Below are 21,074 nucleotides of genomic sequence, written 5' to 3' on the forward strand. Positions count from 1 at the left end.
TCAGGAAATTGGTATGCCGTTTGCTAAACTTAAACTAGGACGTAGGAAAAGGGGAAGAGTCATGAAACAACTTATTTTACATCCTACCGAAATAAGTCAATGGCATGCTTTAATCAATGAAGCGCAAGCTTCCACTCAACTTGTACTCAATGAAAGCACGGAAAGTTATCTGGTTTTTCTGCTGATGCGCTACACCCAGGGCCCCAAACTGATTGAATCAGTCATTGCGCTCGATTTCCTGGAATCCATGCAAAACGGCAAATGCCGCCAGGTTGAATTGCTGCGTGATGTGGGCGATAAAAGCCTGCTGTTTTGCGGTCTTTTTCCCGGTATCGCTAAAAAAAGGCAGGTTAGTCTCAACTATTTTGTCGACATGGGGCAGGCGGCCTACATGACCATCAGCGAATTGCAGGGGCGTCAACTGGCGCAGTTGTACCTGGAACTCAGTCTGCAGTTTTTAAAGCTTCAGCATATCCTGCAGGCCATGCGCAGCGATTACATTCAATTCTGTGATGCAGAGGGCCGTACCATTCCAACCTGGGATCTGCCCATGCAATAATTGTTCAGGTTAATAAAATCTTAAGCTTTATCGCCTAAAATCCGTTTCGACTAACCTTACCGGAGCGAACAATGACGCGGGCGTTTACGCATCTGACCGAAAAAATTAATTTTAGCCTCTATAAAAATACGCTCACCATCTACCCGAAATCCAAAGATTTACCTTCTATTGATAGCTTAAGAAGCAAACAGCCATGGGAAGTGATGACAGTATTGATGGAGGTGATGAGGTTTGAGGAATGTCAGGCTATTAAAGTAAATAGCGCGTTGAAGCATGTAGCAAACCAGTATAATGTGAAGCGTTTTGTGCATCGTGAAGATACTGATCACAGCTGTTACCATCGCGATGATTTTGATTGGGATGCTGACCATTACCATGCGCAGTTTGCCGTGTCGATTACACCCGGTTTGTTAAATAAGATCCTGTTGGTGTTTGAAAAGTACATGCTCATTACCAAGGAAGAGCGGGAACGCTTTATTAAAGCTTATCATGAGGCGAATGTATTGCCTTCAAAAGAGCCGCTTGGCAAGTCGCAGGAGGCTATTCTCCTGCCCTTCGCCGCAACGGCCGTGCACGGTAAAACTGTTGTTGAGGAACCAGTGCAGGTTGCCCAAGACATCGAAAAAGAGCCGGTTTTGAAGCCTAAACCCCATGAAATAAAGTTTGAAGCGCAGTTAAGCGATCTTTCCAAAAAAGTAGAGGATTTTAAAAGGGCGAGTCGAAAAGATCCTCAGACATACCAAGCGGCTTATAATGAAGCCAAGACCCTGCATGAGAAGCTTAATGAAAATTACGTGACTTATCAGCAGCACAAAGATGGGAAACTCTTTGTGGCAAATGCCAATTCGATTATCGATAAAGCGAGGGGAGAGTTGGAAAATCACCGTGGGGTTAAGAAATACATTGTCGATTTTGTTGAGCGGGTTCAGGGATTTATCGCTCAATTCGGTGATTCTCCTGCGCAGAAGGTGAATCAGAGGCCGACCTTTTTCAAGACGGATTCCATTCGCAAGCTGGAGGCCCTGACTGAGACAGTGCAAGCGTTTTCCTTCGATGCCTGATGGATTTAATGGATAACCGCGGCAACCGCGGTTACCCCTATTTTCTGAACAAGAGCGCAATATCAATGGTGTCAAATTGGTAATGACTGTTGCAAAAATCACAGGCGATTTCAATTGTTCCCTGCTCCTGCAACAATTGCTGGGCTTCGCTTTCGCCAAGTACCCCAATGACCTGCTTCATTTTTTCAGGACTGCAGCGGCATTGAAAGCGGGTTTCGCGGCTGGGGAACAACCGCAGTTCGGTTTCATGATACAACCTGAAAAGCAGGGTTTGATTATCAAGCGTCAGTAATTCCTGTTCGCTGACTGTCTGACCCAGTTGCACGGCATACTCCCAGAAATGCTCTCGCTGCTGGCTGTCGGATTGCCCGGGCAAGAGTTGCAGCAGCATGCCCGCAGCGCGTTCGTCATTAACTGCCAGCCAGACCCGTGTGGCAATCTGCTCGGATTGGGCAAAATAATGCATTAAATTTTCACTCATGGAGGTGGAGTGAAGCGGCACCATACTTTGATAGGCTTGTGTCTGCTGGTATTGATTAATGGTCAATACCATCTGTCCCTGAAGAAACGCTTCGGCATAATCCGCAATTTCAAGATTCTCTTCAAATTTGGCAAACCCGCGCAGGTTTAATTGATTATCGCATTGCACCAGCAACAAGGGCAGACGATTGTCTCCCTGAAACTGCAAACTGATTTCCCCCTCAAATTTCACGCTGCCGGCGAGCAGCAGGCAGGAAATCAGGGCCTCGCCCAATAAATTACGCACCATGGGAGGGTAAGGGCGTTGCTGCATGATGGCTTGAAAGCTGTCATCGAGATGGGCAATGGCGCCGCGTATGGTTTCGTTTTCAAAAATAAAGCCCTGCAGGGTATCCGGTTCTCTCATCATTAATCGCTAAGCCAAAAAGACAAATTCTAGCACAAAGTTCATTGCCTGCCTGCTTTTGACGCGCGATAATGCCAGTTTTTTGGCGAGGGCTCATGAAGCTTAATCCACAACAAATGGCGGCGGTCACCTACATCGGCGGACCCCTGCTGGTGCTGGCCGGCGCCGGAAGCGGCAAGACACGGGTCATTACTCAAAAAATCGCTTATTTAATCGAACAATGCGGGTATTCGCCGGCTACGGTGTATGCTGTAACGTTTACCAACAAAGCGGCGAATGAAATGCGGGAGCGGGTGTCTGCTACCCTGCCTGCAGGCAAACGACGCGGTTTGAAAGTGGCGACTTTTCATACCCTGGGCCTTGGTATTTTAAAACGTGAACTCGGCCTGGCAGGCCTTAAGAAAGGATTTTCCATTTTTGATGCCGAGGATAGCCTGCAACTGTTGCGCGGGCTGCTGCCCACGGGCAAAGCCAATGAGCGCGATTATGTCATGCAGATTCAGCATCAGATTTCCCATTGGAAAAATCAATTGCTTTCTCCTGAAAAAATCCATTCCTCTGCCTTCGGATCATCCCCTCATGCCGAAGAGGCAGCGAGACTTTATCCGGCGTATCAACAGGCCTTGAAAGCGTATAATGCGGTGGATTTTGATGATCTCATTCGTCTACCGGTGGAACTGCTGATGGCGCATGACGAGGTGCGGGAGCGCTGGCAGAATCAAATCCGCCATCTACTGATTGATGAATACCAGGATTCCAATACCAGCCAGTATGAATTGGTGCGCTTATTAACCGGTGTGCGTGCCCAGTTTACCGTGGTGGGGGATGATGATCAGTCGATTTATGCCTGGCGCGGTGCTCGTCCGGAAAATCTGGCGCAACTGCAAAAAGATTACCCGCAATTGAAGGTGATTAAACTCGAGCAGAATTACCGATCAACCAGCCGCATTCTGCATGTGGCCAATACTTTAATTGCCAACAATGCGCATCTTTTTGACAAGCGTCTGTGGAGTGATTTAGGTCATGGGGAGGTGCTCAGGGTACTGTGTTGCCGTGATGAACAGGATGAAGCAGAACAAGTGGTGGCCGACTTAATCAGCCATAAGCTCAGGATGGGCAATGAATACGGCGATTACGCCATTTTATACCGGGGCAACCACCAGTCCCGGGTGTTTGAGAAAGTGCTTCGTCACCATGGCATTGCCTACCGCATTAGCGGCGGGCAATCCTGGTTTGCCCGCACCGAGGTCAAGGACATTCTGGCTTACCTGAAGCTTCTGTGCAACGAACACGACAATGCGGCTTTTTTGCGTGCTGTGAACACGCCCAAGCGGGGCATTGGCGAGGCCAGTCTTGATGCGCTGGGTCATTATGCCCATGCTCGCGGACACAGTCTCTATGCCTCGGCCGACCACCTGGCCTTAAGCGAATTGCTCACCGACAAACCGCGTGCGGCGTTGGCGCAATTTAAGCAATGGCTGGAAACCATCAAGTCGCGCCTTGGCGATGGCAGCATTGAGCCTTTGCGTCAGATGGTGGAGGAAAGCGGCTATGAAGCCTACCTTTATGAACAGAGTGATGCACCGGCAAAGGCACAAAAGCGCATGGAAAATGTCCTGGAACTGCTGGAATGGGTCGGTCGTCTGTTGGCTAAAGACGAAACGCCGTCGCTGGCCGATGTCATCAACAAATTGATTTTAATTGATATCCTCGAACAGTCGGAAGATTATGATCGGGAAACGGTGCAGTTACTGACCCTGCATGCCTCCAAGGGCCTCGAATTCCCCTATGTTTATTTGGTCGGCATGGAAGAAGAATTGCTGCCCCATCGGGTGAGTATTGACGAGGAGCAGATTGACGAAGAACGCCGGCTTGCCTATGTCGGCATTACCCGGGCGCAAAAAGGCCTGTGTTTTACCTTAGCCCGTCAGAGACGACGTGGCGGGGAGTTGCAGGATTGTTTGCCCAGCCGATTTTTAGAGGAATTGCCGGAAGAACACCTGGAATGGTTTGGCAAAGGAAAGGAACGCAACGAGGCCAAGTCTAAAGAATTGGCGCGTTCTCATTTGCAGGGTTTAAAAAATTTACTGACTTAGTCAGCAGAATGAACCTGGATAAAGCCCGAAGGCTAAATCCAGTAGGGGGCGGTTTATGCCGCTGGGGAAATCCGTTTTGACAGTTTTTCCAGAAATGCCTCGGTCTGAGTAGGGCCTTTGCTGAAAAAGCGGTGGGTTTTGTGAACAGGGTTTCTGGCTTCATTTTTAACCAGTTCATGGGCCCTTTCCTCGCCACGACGTAACGACTGATCCAGTTCCTCCAGTTTTTGCGACTTCATGTCTGCCACACCAGGCTTCAAAAGCGTTCGTTTGAAATGCTCCTGCCGGTAAAGATTGACATGATACAGGGCCTGTTCGGTTTCCCAGTCCTCAGAGGGTTGGGTTTCCACCACCACATTTTCTTCGGTTTCCGAGTCAAAGGGATTGCCGCGTTGCTTATTCCAGGCGCTCTTAAAATCGGCATGCGGACTGCGTTGATTAACTTCCGGGTTATTGAGTTGGCTGAATCCGTAATCCCACAGGGCGGCCAGAAAATAGATGGGTATGAAAATGAACCTCAGCATCCGGGTCGGTAAATCCGCCTCATGCGAATGCCCATGTTCTTTCCCGAGGCGCTCGTTCAATACATCACGAAAATCACTGTGGCGGTGCTCATGGGAGTGAGACATGAAATAATGCATGTCTTCAAACCCTTCGCTGACAATGCCGAGAATGGCTGACAATATTTCAGGGATGCCCGGGACCCTGTCCGCGGTAACGCCGATACTGACCAAATGGCCGAAAAAAAACAGGATGCGCAAAGGCACAATGGTTAATTTCAGGATTAAACGAAACGGGTTTAAGATCTGCCCCCAGTTTTCGCGCGCATACAATTCTGCGCCCCATTTACTCAATCGCGTGATCGCGTGCTGGAAAAAATTACGGCCGCTGTTTAAGGCAGAGTAAATGATATTCAGTGAGTCCGCGGTATTTTCAAGATTAAAAATCAAGGCGGAAAAGCCGGTAATGATGGGATTGATCACCCCCATGACAAAACTGGGTATTTTGACCATCCAGCCAAACAGGGGTTGGGCATTTTTAGCCACCGTCCACCAGGTACCGGCGGTGCAGATGGTTAAGGCAGTGGCTAAACCCAACAGGAGTACGGCCGTGACCGCCATAAAGACATTTTTGACGGTGACGCCCTGTTTAAAATCATCACGAAGGCGCCGATACCACTTGCGCAGGGTATCGTTATTAATCATGTCGGTGATGGCATTGTAGGTCAGAAAACCATACGCTGTCCCGGCAACAATGGCCATGGGTAGAATGATGGCTGGCAAAAAGCCGAAGGGAATGGTGGCTAACAGCGGAATGGTTGCGAATTCACCCACTAACAGGTAGGTCGTGCCTATCCCCATGAAGACTGCGGCCAAGACACTGAACGCCTGGACGCCGCGATAAAGACGCTGGCGGCTTGCCAATAAATCCTGACTTTCTTTCTGCTGGTGCGTTTTAAGCCACTCACGTAATCTACTTTCATAGGGGGTCAGTGGCAGCATCCCTTCCCCCTCATCGTCTTTGGCGAAGAGCTGCAGCGCAAACCAGTTTTCCATGTCACGCAGGCGTTGCTTCAGTTGTTTTTTGCGTTTCCGGCTGGCCGCATTCAGTTTGACATGCTTGAATTTTTCCATTTCCAGCAATTGGGCCCGGTAATCGATAAAGAATTGCGGTAGAGGCTCGTTGCTATTAAATTCTTCCTCTTTGGGGAATTTTTCCAGCAGGTACTGGTTGGCAAGGTAACGCTTTAGGTAATCGCGCCCCGTTATTTTATTAAATGCCCCTTTAATATTCTGAAAATAAATTTCACCTTCGTAAGCCACCGACAAACCAAAGGCCGTGAAAGCCAGAGGCAATAAAGGCAATAGGGCATACATGCCGCCGAAACTTAAAAAGCCAAGAATCAGACTGGCGCCTGCCGTTAACAGGAATAGAAAAAGATAATACGGAATTTTTTTTGTTTTCATCATTCACCCTGAGCATTTGAAAGCTGTGGTACTTTATAACAAATGAAAATGATTATCAACAAAGTAGATGCAAAAAGAATCACTATGCTCGATTAGTTCATCGTCAAAAAAAGAAGTTGCAACATGGCGATCATCATGTACTATCAAAGGGCATTTTATTACTAAGGAGAAATAATGCGTCTGAAACAATGGATGATCGGTCTTTCCGCAAGCGTCGCCCTCGCAGGTCCTGCTGTTGCAAAGCCCGTTGTGATTAACGAACAGTTGCAAGTACCTCAATGCTTGGCCAGTCATTTGCCAAGTGACTACCCGGTCCTGGCTGAAAACCGCAATTTTAAAATTATTTCTGTCCCTTCAGACGATTTGGACACCATCACGCGTCTTGCTGATAAGGTGGGTTGCGGGCATTACATCAACGTGAGCCACAAGCTGGCCCGCGCCAAAGCCGGTTTATTACCTGAAAAAGCGCAAGCTTTGTTAAGCGCATCCCCTAAAAAAGCGGTGCAGACTGAAAACTATGAGATTAAACACCAGGCTGAGGTGGATGCGGCACTGGCAGAGGTCAAGGCGGACAACATTTGGGACACGCTGACGCATTTAACCAGCTATTACAACCGTTCCGCCACCAAGGATACCGGCGTTGAAACCGCCAATTGGATTAAGGCCAGTTTTGAAAAAATGGCGACCGAATACGGACGTCAAGACACGGACACGTACCTGGTTAAAACCGGCTGGTACAAGCAACCCTCCGTAGTCACGGTGATCGGAAAAGACATTAAAGCCCCAGGCATCGTCATTGGCGCTCATATGGATACCCTCGATGGCCGCATGCCGGGTGCCGGCGATGATGGCAGCGGTTCGTCCAGCGTGATGGAAATTGCTCGTGTCCTGTTGGCCAGCGATCAGAAATTAAAACGCCCGGTTTATATCATCTGGTACGCAGCCGAGGAACGTGGTCTTGTTGGTTCTCAGCATGTCGTTGAAGAATTCATGAATAAATCCATTCCGGTCAAGGCAGCAATCCAATTCGATATGACGGGTTTCCGCAACGATCCCAAGGATCAAACCATCTGGGTCTTTAAAGATTACACCGATAAAAAACTCAGTGATTTTGTCGCTTCATTAATCACGCATTACGTTAAAGTTCCCGTCAATTACTCGCGTTGTGGCTATGGCTGCAGTGATCATGCCTCATGGACCGACGAAGGTATTCCTGCGGCGTTCCCGTGTGAAACCAGCTTTGATGATCACAACCCCTACATTCATACCTCATCCGATACCATGTCGCTATTAAGCCTTGAGCACATGACCAATTTCACTCGTTTAGGCCTGGCCTTTGCGATTGAATTGGCGAGTGAATAAGGTGAGCTTGCGCCCTCTCCCGCGGGGAGAGGGTGTTAATAAGGCTGTGAATGACCCCTTTAGTGGATTTCTTTACCGCTTTTGGTCGTCGGAAGCGGCGGGCAATGATATTCCTGAAGAATCTGACCCTCCGTGTCAACCGCTTGCAGAATGACTGGAAATTTCCATAAGGTGTGCAGGTGTTTTAATACTTCGTCTGTACTTTCACCTAAAGGAATGCGGTTTTGCTGGGTGTACCGCAAAGTGAGCGATCGATCACCTGCAACATCGACGGAATACACCTGAATATCGGGTTCCAGGTTACCCAGGTTGTATTGCGATGACAGTGACTCACGAATGGTCTGATAACCCGATTCATCGTGAATTGCCCCAATAATGAGTTCCGGTTGCCGGTCATCATCCACAATATGGAATAATTTTAATTCACGAATTAAGCGTGGCGACAGATATTGGGCAATGAAACTTTCATCTTTAAAATTGCGCATGGCGGTATCGAGACTGCTTAGCCAATCGGTATTGACGAGGAAAGGGAACCAGCGTTTGTCTTCTTCAGTGGGAGACTCGCAAATGCGCTTGATGTCCTGCATCATGTGGTAACCGAGTGTGTACGGGTTGATGCCGCTGTAATAGGGGCTGTTAAAAGCCGGCTGCATGATCACATTGGTATGGCTTTGCAGAATTTCCAGCATAAATTCATCGGTAACCAGGCCTTCATCGTAGAGGCCGTGCAGCAGAGTGTAATGCCAAAAGCATGCCCAGCCCTCATTCATCACTTTAGTTTGCCCTTGCGGATAAAAATATTGGGCAATTTTACGCACTATCCTTACAATTTCCCGCTGCCAGGACTCCAGTAAGGGCGCATTTTTTTCAATGAAATAAAGAATATTCTCCTGCGGTTCTTCCGGAAAACGCTTTTTATGGCCATTAGCATCCACGTGCTTGCTTTGCGGGATGGTTCGCCACAATTCATTAACCTGCGATTGCAAATACATCTCACGGTTTTGCTGCCTGATTTTTTCTTCCTGAATGGACAGGGTGGCGGGGTGTTTGTAGCGGTCAACCCCGTAGTTCATCAGCGCATGGCAGGCATCAAGGACGGCTTCCACTTCATCAATACCATGCCGTTCCTCGCATTGACTGATGTAGTTTCTGGCAAAAACCAGGTAGTCAATAATGGCATCCGCTGAGGTCCACATCTTAAACAGGTAATTGTTTTTAAAAAACGAATTATGGCCATAACAGGCGTGAGCAATCACCAAGGCCTGCATGGCCATGGTGTTTTCTTCCATCAAATAAGAAATGCAGGGGTTGGAATTAATCACCAGTTCATAGGCTAACCCCATCTGGCCGCGTTTATAACTTTTTTCCACACCCACGAAATGCTTGCCAAAGGACCAGTGATGGTAACCAATCGGCATGCCGACGGAAGCATAGGCATCCATCATCTGTTCCGCGGTAATAATTTCAATCTGATTGGGGTAAGTGTCTAACTTAAAGTCAGCGGCCAGACGTCCGATTTCTTTATCGTAAGTTTGAATTAATTCAAAGGTCCATTCCGCACCTGTTGATATCGGTTTTTTCCTCATACCGTTTTCCTTTTGAATAACTCACGAAACACAGGGTAAATATCGGTAACATTATCGATGTTTTCCATGGCAAAGTTGGGGTAGTTGTTTTTAACCTGCTGATACACTTCCCAAAGGCTTTGGTGATGACGGGGCATGATTTCAATGTAGGCAAAATATTGCAGCAGCGGCATGATTTTCTCCTGCAGCAACTCCTGGCAATAGGGCGAGTCGGCATTCCAGTTGTCGCCGTCTGAAGCCTGAGCGACATAGATATTCCATGAAGAAGGCGGGTAGCGGGCTTCGATAATGGCATGCAAGAGTTCAAGAGCACTGGAGACGACGGTACCGCCGGTCTCGCGGGAGTAAAAAAACTCTTCTTCATTCACTTCCTTGGCGGAGGTGTGGTGACGAATAAAAACCAGCTCAATTTTTTCATAATTTTTGGTCAGGAAGAGGTAGAGAAGAATAAAAAAGCGTTTGGCGATGTCCTTCTTGGCTTCATCCATCGAGCCTGAAACGTCCATGACACAAAACATAACGGCCTGTGTAGAGGGCGAAGGAATTCGTATGCGGTGATTGTAACGCAAATCAATGGTGTCAATGAATGGCACAGCCTGAATCTTGCGTTTTAAAAATTCAACCGTCTGTCTGACCTTGGCCACGATGTCCTGATCGGCGGTGGGATCCGCTTCGAGTCTCGCCAGCTCCTCTTCCGCTTCGCGTAGCTGACGCTTGTAAGGGGATGACAGTGCCACGCGACGGCCGGTTGCCTGACGCATGGAGCGTACGACGTTGATGTTGCTGGGAATTCCGCTGCTGGTTACGCCGGCCCGCACCGTTTTGTAGGTGGTGAGACGAGCCAGTTCCTTTTTAACCAAATCGGGTAATTCGAGATCCTCAAAATAAATTTCAAGAAATTCTTCGCGGGAAAGCTGAAAGACAAAATCATCCTCGCCTTCGCCGCTGTCACTGGCCTGGCCGCCGCTGCCACCAGCCCCACTTTCGGAGGGGCGTTTAATGCGGTCACCAGTGATGAATTGATCATTCCCGGGTAACACCCGTTCAATACGTCCGCCCTGACCACGGTGAAAGCGTGGTTCAGAAATGTCTCTTGCTGGGATACTGATTTGTTCGCCCTGATCGATTTCGGTAATGCTTCGTTTACCAACTGCATCAGAGACAGCGCGTTTAATCTGGTTTTTGTAACGGCGAAGAAAGCGCTGGCGATTCACCGTGCTTTTTTTGCCGGCGTTTTGTCGTCGATCAATCAGTTGTGACATGGCCACATCCTTATCCGCATCCGGGTTGCTTCCTTCAATAATAGAAAAAAACAACCCTTTATGCTGGTGTTATTGCGATTTGCGTACACGTAAATACCATTCGCAAAGTAATCTAACCTGCTTGCGGGTATACCCTTTGTCAACCATGCGGGCAATAAATTCTTCGTGTTTCTTCTTGTCATCTTCCGATGCTTTGGCATTAAAAGAAATCACAGGCAACAAGTCTTCGGTATTGGTAAACATCTTTTTCTCAATGACCGTTTTTAATTTCTCATAACTGTTCCATATTGGATTCTTGCCGTGGTTATTCGCCCGTGCACGCAAGACGAAATTCACCACTTCATTTCGGAAGTCCTTGGGATTGGAAATACCTGCTGGCTTCTCAATTTTTTCCAATTCGGAATTTAATGACGGCCTGTCAAAGATTTCGCCAGTGTCCGGATCGCGGTAGTCCTGATCCTGAATCCAGAAATCCGCATAGGTGATGTAACGATCGAAGATGTTCTGACCATACTCGGAGTAGGATTCGAGGTAGGCAGTCTGAATTTCCTTACCAATGAATTCAACGTAACGGTGAGTCAGATGCTCTTTAATGAAGGCCAGGTATTTTTCATGCAGTTCCTGCGGAAATTGTTCCTGCTCAATCTGGCGCTCCAGCACATAGAGCAGATGCACCGGGTTTGCGGCGATTTCGGTGTGGTCAAAGTTAAAGACTTTGGACAGGATTTTGAAGGCAAAGCGGGTGGAGATGCCGCTCATGCCCTCATCCACACCGGCAAAATCACGGTATTCCTGATAGGATTTGGCCTTGGGATCCGTGTCTTTAAGGCTTTCGCCGTTATAAACGCGCATTTTTGAATAAATGCTTGAATTTTGCGGTTCTTTCAGGCGAGTCAATACGGAAAATTGAGCCAGCATATCGAGCGTGCCGGGCGCGCAGGGGGCGCTTTTTAACGAGCTGTTATCAAGCAGTTTCTGATAAATTTTGATTTCTTCAGACACGCGCAGGCAATACGGAACTTTGACAATATTAATACGGTCAATAAAGGCTTCATTGTTTTTATTGTTGCGGAAGGATTGCCATTCTGACTCATTGGAGTGAGCCAGGATAATGCCTTCAAAGGGGATGGCCGATAAGCCTTCTGTGGCGTTGTAATTGCCTTCCTGAGTCGCAGTCAATAGCGGATGCAGCACCTTGATGGGTGCTTTGAACATCTCCACAAATTCCATTATACCGCGGTTGGCGCGGCATAAACCGCCGGAATAACTGTAGGCATCGGGATCGTCCTGAGAAAATTCTTCGAGTTTACGGATATCGACTTTACCGACCAGCGAGGAGATGTCCTGATTATTTTCATCACCCGGCTCCGTTTTGGAAACGGCAATTTGTTTCAGGCGGGAAGGCTTTAATTTAATCACTTTAAATTGATTGATGTCGCCATTGAATTCCTGCAGGCGCTTCACTGCCCAGGGGGACATGACGTAACGCAGGTGTCGGGTGGGAATACCATACCGTTCCCTTAAAATGTCACCGTCTTCCTCCGGGTTAAAAAGAGACAGCGGCGAATCAAACACCGGGGATCCCTTAATGGCGTAAAAGGGCACTTTTTGCATCAGATCCTTAAGCTTCTCGGCAAGCGACGATTTGCCGCCGCCGACGGGGCCGAGCAGGTAAAGGACCTGTTTGGTTTCTTCCAGACCCTGAGCTGCGTGCTTTAAAAAACCCACAATTTGTTCAATGGGTTCTTCCATGCCAAAAAATTCCCGGAACACGGGGTAACGATGAATGACCTTGTTGGAAAATAATCTTGATAAGACGGGATCATGACGTGTATCAATCAATTCGGGTTCGCCAATGGCCAGCAGCAGGCGTTCAGCAGGATTGGCATAAGCCGTTGGGTCGGTTTTACACAACTCCAGATATTCATTGAGAGTCAACTCTTCTTCTTTGTTGTCGACAAAGCGTCGAGTGTAATTTAATAAAAAATCTTCTGTGCTCATAAGCCATCCCCTTTCACTAAAATCCCTGGCGGGAAACGCACGTCTTGCCTTTACCACTTTGCATTTCTCTGATAAAAGCGACAAACTATCCTTAAATTTAGTATAGAACCAAAATGGTTCCTGAAGTAGAGCTAAGGCATAAAAAAATTAAAAAGAATCAAATCATTATTTATACCGTTTTTTATTATTCAAGAGTAAGTCTACCCAGAATGGAGCAATGTTCATGCCAGAGACCACGGTTTATTTGAAAAATTACCAATCCCCTGTATTTTCAATCAAAACGGTTCAATTAAATTTCGAACTGTTTGACGATCATGCGCTGGTGACGAATGACATGACGGTCAAACGACAGTATGCAGGACCCCTGCAATTGTTCGGTGATGAGTTGGAATTGGTCAGCCTTCACATCGACGGCCGCGAGATCAAGGAAAAAAATTACCGTTTTGTCGATGGCCATCTGCTGGTTGAAAATTGCCCCGATGAAGCCACAATCACGGTGGTGACCCGAATTTATCCACAGAAAAACAGCAAACTCTCTGGTCTGTATCGTTCCAATCAGATGTTTTGCACCCAGTGTGAGGCGGAAGGTTTTCGCCGCATCACCTATTTTCCGGACAGACCCGATGTTCTGGCGACTTATACAACCCGCATCTGCGCTGACAAAGCCAAATACCCCGTGTTGTTATCCAATGGCAATCCGGTTGACCGCGGTTTGGCGGACGGTGGCAGGCATTGGGCGGTCTGGCAGGATCCCTTTAAAAAACCCTCTTACCTCTTCGCCCTGGTTGCCGGCAATTTAAGTTGTGTTGAAGACCAGTTTATCACCTGTTCCGGGCGCTCGGTGGAGTTACGCATTTATGTAGAACCCGGCAACGAAGACAAATGCAGCCATGCCATGGAATCGCTAAAACGCGCCATGCGCTGGGATGAAGAGGAATATGGACGTGAGTACGATCTGGATATTTTCATGATTGTCGCCGTCAGCGATTTCAATATGGGTGCGATGGAAAACAAAGGCTTGAACATCTTCAATTCCAAATACATTCTTGCACGGCCCGATACGGCCACTGATCAGGATTTTGCTGACATTGAAGGGGTGGTTGGCCATGAGTATTTCCATAACTGGACCGGCAATCGTGTGACCTGCCGTGACTGGTTTCAGCTTAGCCTGAAAGAGGGGTTAACCGTTTTTCGTGATCAGGAATTTTCCCGGGACATGCATGCCCGTGATGTTAACCGCATTCTGGATGTGAAGGCATTGAGAGCGCAGCAATTCCCGGAAGATGCCGGGAGTATGGCCCATCCAGTACGACCTGAATCCTATCAGGAGATTAATAATTTTTATACGGCAACGGTTTACAACAAGGGCGCAGAAGTCATTCGCATGCAGCAAACCCTGCTGGGAAAAGCCGGGTTTCGCCGTGGGATGGATCTGTACTTCAAGCGGCATGATGGCCAGGCAGTGACCATTAATGATTTTGTGGCGGCAATGGAAGACGCCAACCAGGTTGACTTGACCCAATTTAAACGCTGGTACAGCCAGGCGGGTACACCGGAAATTACCGCAAAAACCCAGTTTAAAGACAATTGCCTGACCTTAACGTTAAGCCAGTATTGCCCGCCCACGCCTGAAGCCAGTGAGAACGCGCCTTTCCATATTCCGGTGCGTATGGCCTGCTTTGATGAACAGGGCTTACCGATTCCGTTAGCGAAAGAGGTGCTTGAATTGCGTGAGCAAGAGCAAACCTTTACTTTCCCAGGCTTAAAAAAGAAGCCCATCGTGTCCTTGCTGCGTGATTTTTCTGCGCCGGTTAAACTAAAACGTGACCTGAGTCAGGACGAATCGTTGGCGTTGCTGCGCTTTGAAAGCGACGGGTTTACCAAATGGGACATTGCCCAGCAACTGGCCATTGATTGCATTGATGGTTTATTAAAAACCAACACAACACACTGGTCTATCCCCGCACCGCTGCTTCAGGCCTATCATCATGTGCTTGTTGATGATACCCTCAACAGCGCATTACGTGCTGAACTGTTAAATCCACCCTGTTTCGAGGAGGTGACGTCTTCCCTGCAGGAAATTGATGTGGATGCCGTGGAGGCTGCCCGTGATTTTTACCGTGCCTCTTTAGGCGAGGCATTGTATGGCTCGCTGTCTGAAACCTACCAGGCGTTGTGGCGTCAAGAAAAACATCAAATGGATGCGCAGGCTTACCAGCAGCGTAAATTACGCAACATCTGTCTGTGGCTGATGATGAAGGCGCGTGAGAAAGAAACCCTACCCCTTTGCCAACGCCAATTTGCCGAGGCTAAAACCATGACCGACCAAATGGCCAGCTTTGCTTTATTAAACAATTGTCAGGACCGTGCGGTTCGCGAAGAGGCGGCCGAGCGCTTTTTCACCCAATGGCAAAACGATGAACTGGTGCTTGATAAATGGTTTGCCGTGCAGGCTACAGGCGAGGCGGTCAATACGTTGGATCTGGTGAAACAATTAGTCCATCATCCGGCGTTTTCGTTAAAAAATCCCAACAAGGTGCGATCACTGATTGGGGCGTTCTGCATGAGCAATTACCGGCATTTCCATGCGTTAAACGCCAGCGGCTATGCCTTTTTAACGGATATTCTGGTTGAACTGGATAAAATGAATCCCCAGGTGACTGCGAGATTGGCCACGCCGTTCACCCGCTTAAGACGCTTTAATAAACCGAGACAGGAGTTAATGCGCAAGCAATTGGAACGGCTTAACGCGCTGGAGCTATCACGGGATCTCAAGGAAATTGTCAGCAAGAGCCTTAAAGATTAAAGAGGATTCATGGTTAATCGTTATGCTGTGATGGGCCATCCTGTGGCCCATAGTTTATCGCCTTTTATTCATGAACAGTTCGCTCTTCAAAGCGGTGTTTCGTTAAGTTATGAAAAAATCGCTGTTGAGCCCGGTTATTTTGTGACTGCTGTGCAGGATTTTTTTGCCGCCCAGGGGAAGGGGCTTAATGTGACCCTTCCTTTTAAAGAAGAGGCCTACCAGTTGGCAGAGCAGGTAACGCCGCGTTGCCGGCAAGCCCGTGCTGCCAATACCTTGTGGATGAAGGAAGGGCATTTGCACGCGGACAACACCGATGGTATCGGCTTGATTCGCGATTTGAAAACCCACATGTCCCTTGCCGATAAGCGGGTGTTAATTTTAGGAGCAGGCGGTGCAGCGCGGGGAATTATCGCACCGCTGCTGGCGGAAGGAATTGGCGGCCTCACGGTCACTAACCGCAACCTTCACCGTGCAAAGGATTTACAAGCCGATTTTCCCTCGATTCATTGCCAGGCCTGGGGAAGCTCCGCGCCGTTTGATCTGCTCATTAACGCCACGTCTGCCGGTACCCGGCAGGAGGAAATCACCTGGCCTGAGGGGGCCATCAAGGCAGAGTCATTCTGCTATGACTTGTCTTATACTCTGCAGGGCTGTACGTCGTTTGTCACCTGGGCAAGGCAAAGGGGGTGCGGGGCGTCAGATGGTTTGGGCATGCTGGTCGAGCAGGCCGCTGAGGCGTTTTTTATCTGGCATGGTCTTTTTCCAGAACGTGCAGCCGTGTTAGCCCGGTTGCGAGAAAAGCAGCAGGGGACACACTAGGAAAAGAAATCTTCAACAGCCGCTTTGGCATTGATGGTGTCATCATAGCCCAGTTGAATGAGTTCCTGAGTGAACTCCTTTTCAAATAACAGAAAACTGAGCAGGTCGCCTGAGTGACTTTTGGCCCCCAGCGTGTTTAATAGGAAACGCAGCAGTGCCGGCATGTTTTTGTATTGTTCCTGAGCAATGGCTGCCATGTCGATGCTGGGGCGCAAATGCAGTGTTTCAATGGGACGCCAGGGGGAGCGGCGTTTCTTCCATAAGGAAATCATGCGGGCAATGTCATTCATGCGATTGACGAGCTCAATATCCCGATCGAGATTATCCAGGAACAGGCCGTTCAGCATGCCGCCCAGAATGTGTGCAAAACCGATGTCGCCATTGCGTAATTTTTCAGTATTGGTTGCTTCCGGCAATTGCCGTGTGCCAAGGATAAGAATTTTTTCCACTTGGCAGCGTATGGCGCCTCGTAACGGAGAAACCAGCCCCATACTGCCGTCACCGTAATGAAGGCCATTGATTTTAACGGTGGGGAAAAACAAAGGCAAAGCACCGGAAGCCAGAATATGTTCCATTCTTAAGTTGGTGCGCTCACTCATGTGCCTGGGGTAATTCCAATCCTCAAAAAAGGCATCGGTATGCTGGTAAAAGGAAACGGTTTGATGGGTTTCATAGCAATTACTGATGACTTCAAGCGTTTCAATGTGATTATCAAGAATGTGGCGTTCGATGGCCTCAAAATCGACATTGCTGTTGATGAAGTCGTGCAGGGGAAGCGTATTGAGCAGATAACCGGATTGCCGCTGTTTGATGATCATATGGCTTAAATTGCGGAAAACCGATTTGCTTAACTCATAATTACTTGCGTTATAAATCTGCGAACAGCGGATTTCGCCCCAGAGACCCACCAGTTTCTCCACGCCCGCTGGAAAGTCCGTTGCGTTTTCAGCCAGGATAGCCGCATTGATGCTGCCGACGCTGACACCGCTGATGACTTCAAAGGGTATCTTCTTAACCCCAAGAATGGTGCTGATGGCTTGCAATACGCCGGCTTGATAGGCACCTCGGGCACCGCCGCCAGCAAGATAAAGGGCTTTTTTAGCCATGGACTCTTATTCTTAAAATTAATGTTGAAAATATAGATGACTTCGGGTGTCTCTGGCAAGCCTCTTAAGAACGCCAGGATGAATTGTTTAATTTCCACTGAGCAAAGGGATTTATTTCATTACATCAGCATTCGTTAAGCAACGGTTTGCTATAATAATAATTATTGTCATGAATCAGGTGTAGTAATGAGTCAGGATAAAATCCCCAACCCGCCATCCAGTTTTATCCCCGAAACCGACCTCGACGAGGAATTAACTCCGGAAGCCTTGCGTAAAAAGGCCACTGAGCATGCAAGAAAATTGAAGGAGCTTAAGGACCGGACATTTGAAGGCCATCCACCGGCTGATCCCGGCTTTATAAAGGATTTGCTTAAAGCCAAAATACCCGGCCTGACCGGGTTGTTGCAGGGCGTGGGTAGAACGGGTGGCACCATCAGCAGTCTTATCGCTGCAACGGGTCACGTGTCGCAGCCACTTCAGGCGGCGGGCTCCGGTTTTCATATCGCCGGTGCTGCCCTGGCGGCTGTGGATTTTGTTCGTATCCCGCTTGTTTCCCTGGCGGCATTCATCGCTGGTGAAAAGCCGATTACATTGTCAAAAACAGGGCGCTGGTTGTATTCAGCCACGGGACTTGGACTTGCATTAACGGCCATCCTGGTTCCGGTTGCCGCACCTTACATTGGTGTGGCCGCTGCGGGTATCGCTTTGGGAGTCAGTGTCATTACGCTCGGGAATATGATTTATCAACGCCAGAAGTTGAAAAAATCCCTGAAACAAACGGAAACAAGCATTGAAGCCGGCATGACGGAGTTAAAGGATATCGCGTCGGAAGCTGAGCGATTGGAGAATGAGCTTGGAACACTCGATGCGACCAGGGATGCAAAACGAATCAGCCAGATCGAAAGCAGCCTGACAACGCTTGGGGATGAGGCGAAAAGCCGGGAGGAGGCTCTGCAGACCCTGTACGACAAACAGGCCACAGACAATGCCAAGCTCAAAAAAATGGGCTTCACCGCCTTTATGGATAAGGGTGTTGCCATCGGCTTGGGCTCCATGGTTGTGATCGGCGCCATTGTGAGCCTGTTTTTTCCGGTGGCTGGCTTAAGCATTCTCGCTGCCGCAGGTGTCATCGGCGTCAGCTATGCGGCGGGGCGTTTCCTGGGGCCCATGGTTGCACCCTATGTTAAAAAATTTGGCAGCTGGGTTGCGAGCAATTTCACACAGGATAAGGACGATTCCAGGGAACCTGCGCCGGAGCTAATCGATGCCAACAGCGAAAAAGCGGCCTTGACAGACCATGATGCGCTCGATAAAAACGATGCGGGGTTAATTGAGCACCCGCGCCCGCGCTTAAGCCTGTTGGGAGGGAAGTCAAAGGATGAGCTGGAAAAGTTAACCCAGCAGCTTCAGATTGAGACAGAGCGTATGGATGCAATGAATAACAAGCTTACGTCCCTGGTCGAAAAAAACGATGCCAGAGGGGTTTTGAATTTCTTTAGCCAATTAAAGCAAAATCTCAAGGCAGAATGTCCGCATGAGGATTTAAGTTGTGTCTCTGATCTGTTTGAATCCATTAAACCGGCTCTGAAATTACTGGGGCAAGCCGTTAAGCAAATCAGGGATGGCGAGTTAAAACTCAGTGAGAAAGAGCAGATTGATTTGGAGAATGCAGTGGATTTCACGAGTTCGCTACTGGAAAAACCGGAGGCAGCGATGATGTTAACGATTGCTAATGAACACCACGTGAAGGACAGTTTACAAAAACCCTCTGCCATCCAGGATGATGAAGATGATAAGGAGGGGGAAGGCATGAAGGAAGACGACACCAAAAGCAATCAATTCACGTAATTTCTACGATTGCAATCCTCAATAAAGTGGTATAGCTTAGTTGATCTGATTATGGATTGATGAGGCGGCGGCTCATGCTGGCATTATTTCGTGAGCAACCACGCGCTTTCCACATGATTTTCATGCTGGAAATCTGGGAGCGGTTTGGTTTTTATACGGTACAGGGCATTCTTACCCTGTATTTCATGCGCTTTTTAGGATTCAGCGACAACGAAGCCTATTTTGCTTTTGGAGCCTTTTCGGCCTTGGTGTATGGAATGGTTGCCTTTGGTGGCTACCTTGGTGACAAAGTGCTCGGCACCAAGCGCACGATTGTTCTCGGATTAATCACCCTGGCCTTGGGCTACCTCGCTCTGGCATTTGCAGACGAAGAGCGTGTTTTTCTTGCGCTTGGTTTAATCTGTGTGGGTAATGGTTTGTTTAAAGCAAACCCCTCCAGCCTTCTCGCCAAATGCTACACCGAAGACGATCCCCGCCTGCACGGTGGTTTCACCTTGTATTACATGGCCATTAATTTAGGCTCAACAGTGGCTCTGATTGCCGGGCCTGCCATTTCTTCCCGCTATGGATACCCTTATGCCTATTTTGTCAGCTTCATCGGACTGGTATTAGGGCTGGCTAATTATTGGTTTCAGCGTCAGCATGTTGCCAATGTGAATACCGAAGCAGACAATAAGGTCATCCAGTTATGGCAATGGGCTGTGGTGGTTGCCGGCATCGTGTCAGCGACTTTCGCCTCGGCCTACCTGTTACAACATGTGATGATTGCTCAAGAGTTGGTCTGGCTGGTGACGGCAATTGTCGTGGGCATTTACTTTGTTTACATGCGTCGTGAAAAGAACCGCTCCTTCCTGCGTATGGTTGTGGCCCTGGTGTTGATGATTGAAGCCATTGTTTTTTTTACTCTTTATCAACAAATGCCGACCTCCTTGAATTTATTTGCGGTCAATAATGTGCACCCGGTCCTGTTAGGCGTCGCTTTCGATCCCCAGACTTTCCAGGCATTAAATCCCATCTGGATTATTGTCATGAGCCCCATTCTGGCCCTGTTTTACAGCCGTCTGCACAAATCACGCGTGCATTTTCACATCCCCTACAAATTTGCAGTAGGCATGATTTGCTGCGGCATCAGCTTTACCCTCCTTTATTTTGCACGTTTTTTTCATGACGAAGCCGGCTTGGTTTCGTCCTGGTGGCTGGTGGCCAGTTACTTTTTCCAAAGCACCGGCGAATTGTTTGTTTCCGCTCTGGGTGTTGCCATGGTGGCTGAACTGGTACCTGCCCAGATTGCCGGTTTTGTGATGGGCATGTGGTTTCTCACGTCTGCGGTGGCCGGGTTTATCGGTGCTTCCGTCGCCTCCTTTACTGCGTTACCTGAGCATGTGAAACCGGGTTTGGAGTCATTGGCTATCTACACCAATGTATTTGCCTGGATTGGCTTGGCGACTTTAGCCATTGGCATTTTCATGTGGTTAATTTCCGCACGCTTGAGCCATTACATCAAAACCCCTCTGGATGAATAAGGTATAGGTCTACTTCAAGCGCTGATTTATCAAGAAAGTGCGGAGTAGACGCCTGTACCATGACTTGAGGGCCTATTCCAATGTACAGTGGAGTGGCAAAGAAGAAATCAGCTCTCATCACTCTTTGCTATTCTTCGCACACGTCCTTTCTTGTTCTGAATTCTCCCCCCAGTATGTTTGTATTAATTTTTA

At 48.4% G+C, this 21,074-nt stretch carries 14 protein-coding genes; 8 read left to right on the top strand and 6 right to left on the bottom strand.

All coding sequences use genetic code 11. The features are described from left to right. The first annotated feature begins 61 nt into the window (after positions 1–61). Positions 62–559 carry a hypothetical protein gene (locus tag GH742_RS01450; RefSeq protein ID WP_203455841.1) on the top strand — a complete coding sequence of 166 codons (498 nt, stop codon included), beginning with the start codon at positions 62–64 and terminating at the stop codon, positions 557–559. A 71-nt stretch (positions 560–630) separates the two neighbouring features. Then, entirely contained in the window at positions 631–1,620 is a 990-nt protein-coding gene (locus GH742_RS01455; RefSeq protein ID WP_203455842.1) for a hypothetical protein, read from the top strand. Between the two features lie 37 nt (positions 1,621–1,657). Here GH742_RS01455 and hslO read toward each other — a convergent pair whose 3' ends face one another. Then, entirely contained in the window at positions 1,658–2,506 is an 849-nt protein-coding gene (gene hslO, locus GH742_RS01460; RefSeq protein WP_203456806.1) for an Hsp33 family molecular chaperone HslO, read from the bottom strand. Positions 2,507–2,577: 71 nt separating this feature from the next. On the opposite strand from hslO, the gene GH742_RS01465 reads away from it, so the two are divergent. Beyond that, the gene (locus GH742_RS01465) at positions 2,578–4,602 is read left to right on the top strand and encodes a UvrD-helicase domain-containing protein (protein WP_370569507.1); all 2,025 of its coding nucleotides are present in this window, start codon (positions 2,578–2,580) and stop codon (positions 4,600–4,602) included. 53 nt (positions 4,603–4,655) lie between these two features. Here GH742_RS01465 and GH742_RS01470 read toward each other — a convergent pair whose 3' ends face one another. Next, positions 4,656–6,572 (bottom strand): hypothetical protein, encoded by a 1,917-nt coding sequence (locus GH742_RS01470; protein WP_203455844.1) that lies wholly within the window; start codon positions 6,570–6,572, stop codon positions 4,656–4,658. 171 nt (positions 6,573–6,743) lie between these two features. Between GH742_RS01470 and lapA the strand changes: the two genes are divergently transcribed. Then, positions 6,744–7,931, top strand: coding sequence for an aminopeptidase LapA (gene lapA / locus GH742_RS01475; RefSeq protein WP_203455845.1), 1,188 nt, complete (start codon positions 6,744–6,746; stop codon positions 7,929–7,931). 59 nt (positions 7,932–7,990) lie between these two features. Here the strand turns inward: lapA and GH742_RS01480 are convergent, their stop codons facing one another. From GH742_RS01480 to GH742_RS01490, 3 genes are all read right to left on the bottom strand, one after another. Continuing rightward, on the bottom strand, positions 7,991–9,517 hold the full coding sequence (locus tag GH742_RS01480) for a SpoVR family protein (RefSeq protein WP_203455846.1): 1,527 nt from the start codon (positions 9,515–9,517) through the stop codon (positions 7,991–7,993). Then, on the bottom strand, positions 9,514–10,779 hold the full coding sequence (locus GH742_RS01485) for a YeaH/YhbH family protein (RefSeq protein WP_203455847.1): 1,266 nt from the start codon (positions 10,777–10,779) through the stop codon (positions 9,514–9,516). Before GH742_RS01485 ends, GH742_RS01480 begins: the two co-directional genes overlap by 4 nt. A gap of 69 nt (positions 10,780–10,848) precedes the next feature. Beyond that, positions 10,849–12,780, bottom strand: a complete 1,932-nt coding sequence (locus tag GH742_RS01490) for a PrkA family serine protein kinase (RefSeq protein ID WP_203455848.1) — start codon at positions 12,778–12,780, stop codon at positions 10,849–10,851. Positions 12,781–13,003: 223 nt separating this feature from the next. Here GH742_RS01490 and pepN point away from each other — a divergent pair, with 223 nt between their 5' ends. Beyond that, positions 13,004–15,586 carry an aminopeptidase N gene (pepN, locus tag GH742_RS01495; protein ID WP_203455849.1) on the top strand — a complete coding sequence of 861 codons (2,583 nt, stop codon included), beginning with the start codon at positions 13,004–13,006 and terminating at the stop codon, positions 15,584–15,586. Positions 15,587–15,595: 9 nt separating this feature from the next. Beyond that, the gene (gene aroE, locus GH742_RS01500; protein WP_203455850.1) at positions 15,596–16,405 is read left to right on the top strand and encodes a shikimate dehydrogenase; all 810 of its coding nucleotides are present in this window, start codon (positions 15,596–15,598) and stop codon (positions 16,403–16,405) included. Here aroE and GH742_RS01505 read toward each other — a convergent pair. Beyond that, the gene (locus GH742_RS01505; protein ID WP_203455851.1) at positions 16,402–17,511 is read right to left on the bottom strand and encodes a patatin-like phospholipase family protein; all 1,110 of its coding nucleotides are present in this window, start codon (positions 17,509–17,511) and stop codon (positions 16,402–16,404) included. The two genes, aroE and GH742_RS01505, sit on opposite strands and share 4 nt — an antisense overlap. 186 nt (positions 17,512–17,697) lie before the next feature. On the opposite strand from GH742_RS01505, the gene GH742_RS01510 reads away from it, so the two are divergent. Both GH742_RS01510 and GH742_RS01515 read left to right on the top strand, forming a co-directional pair. Further along, positions 17,698–19,359, top strand: coding sequence for a hypothetical protein (locus tag GH742_RS01510; protein WP_203455852.1), 1,662 nt, complete (start codon positions 17,698–17,700; stop codon positions 19,357–19,359). A 74-nt stretch (positions 19,360–19,433) separates the two neighbouring features. Then, positions 19,434–20,882, top strand: a complete 1,449-nt coding sequence (locus GH742_RS01515) for an oligopeptide:H+ symporter (RefSeq protein WP_203455853.1) — start codon at positions 19,434–19,436, stop codon at positions 20,880–20,882. The last annotated feature ends 192 nt before the right edge of the window (positions 20,883–21,074 follow it).

Source organism: Legionella sp. MW5194, assembly GCF_016864235.1.
Taxonomy (GTDB): Bacteria; Pseudomonadota; Gammaproteobacteria; order Legionellales; family Legionellaceae; genus Legionella_C.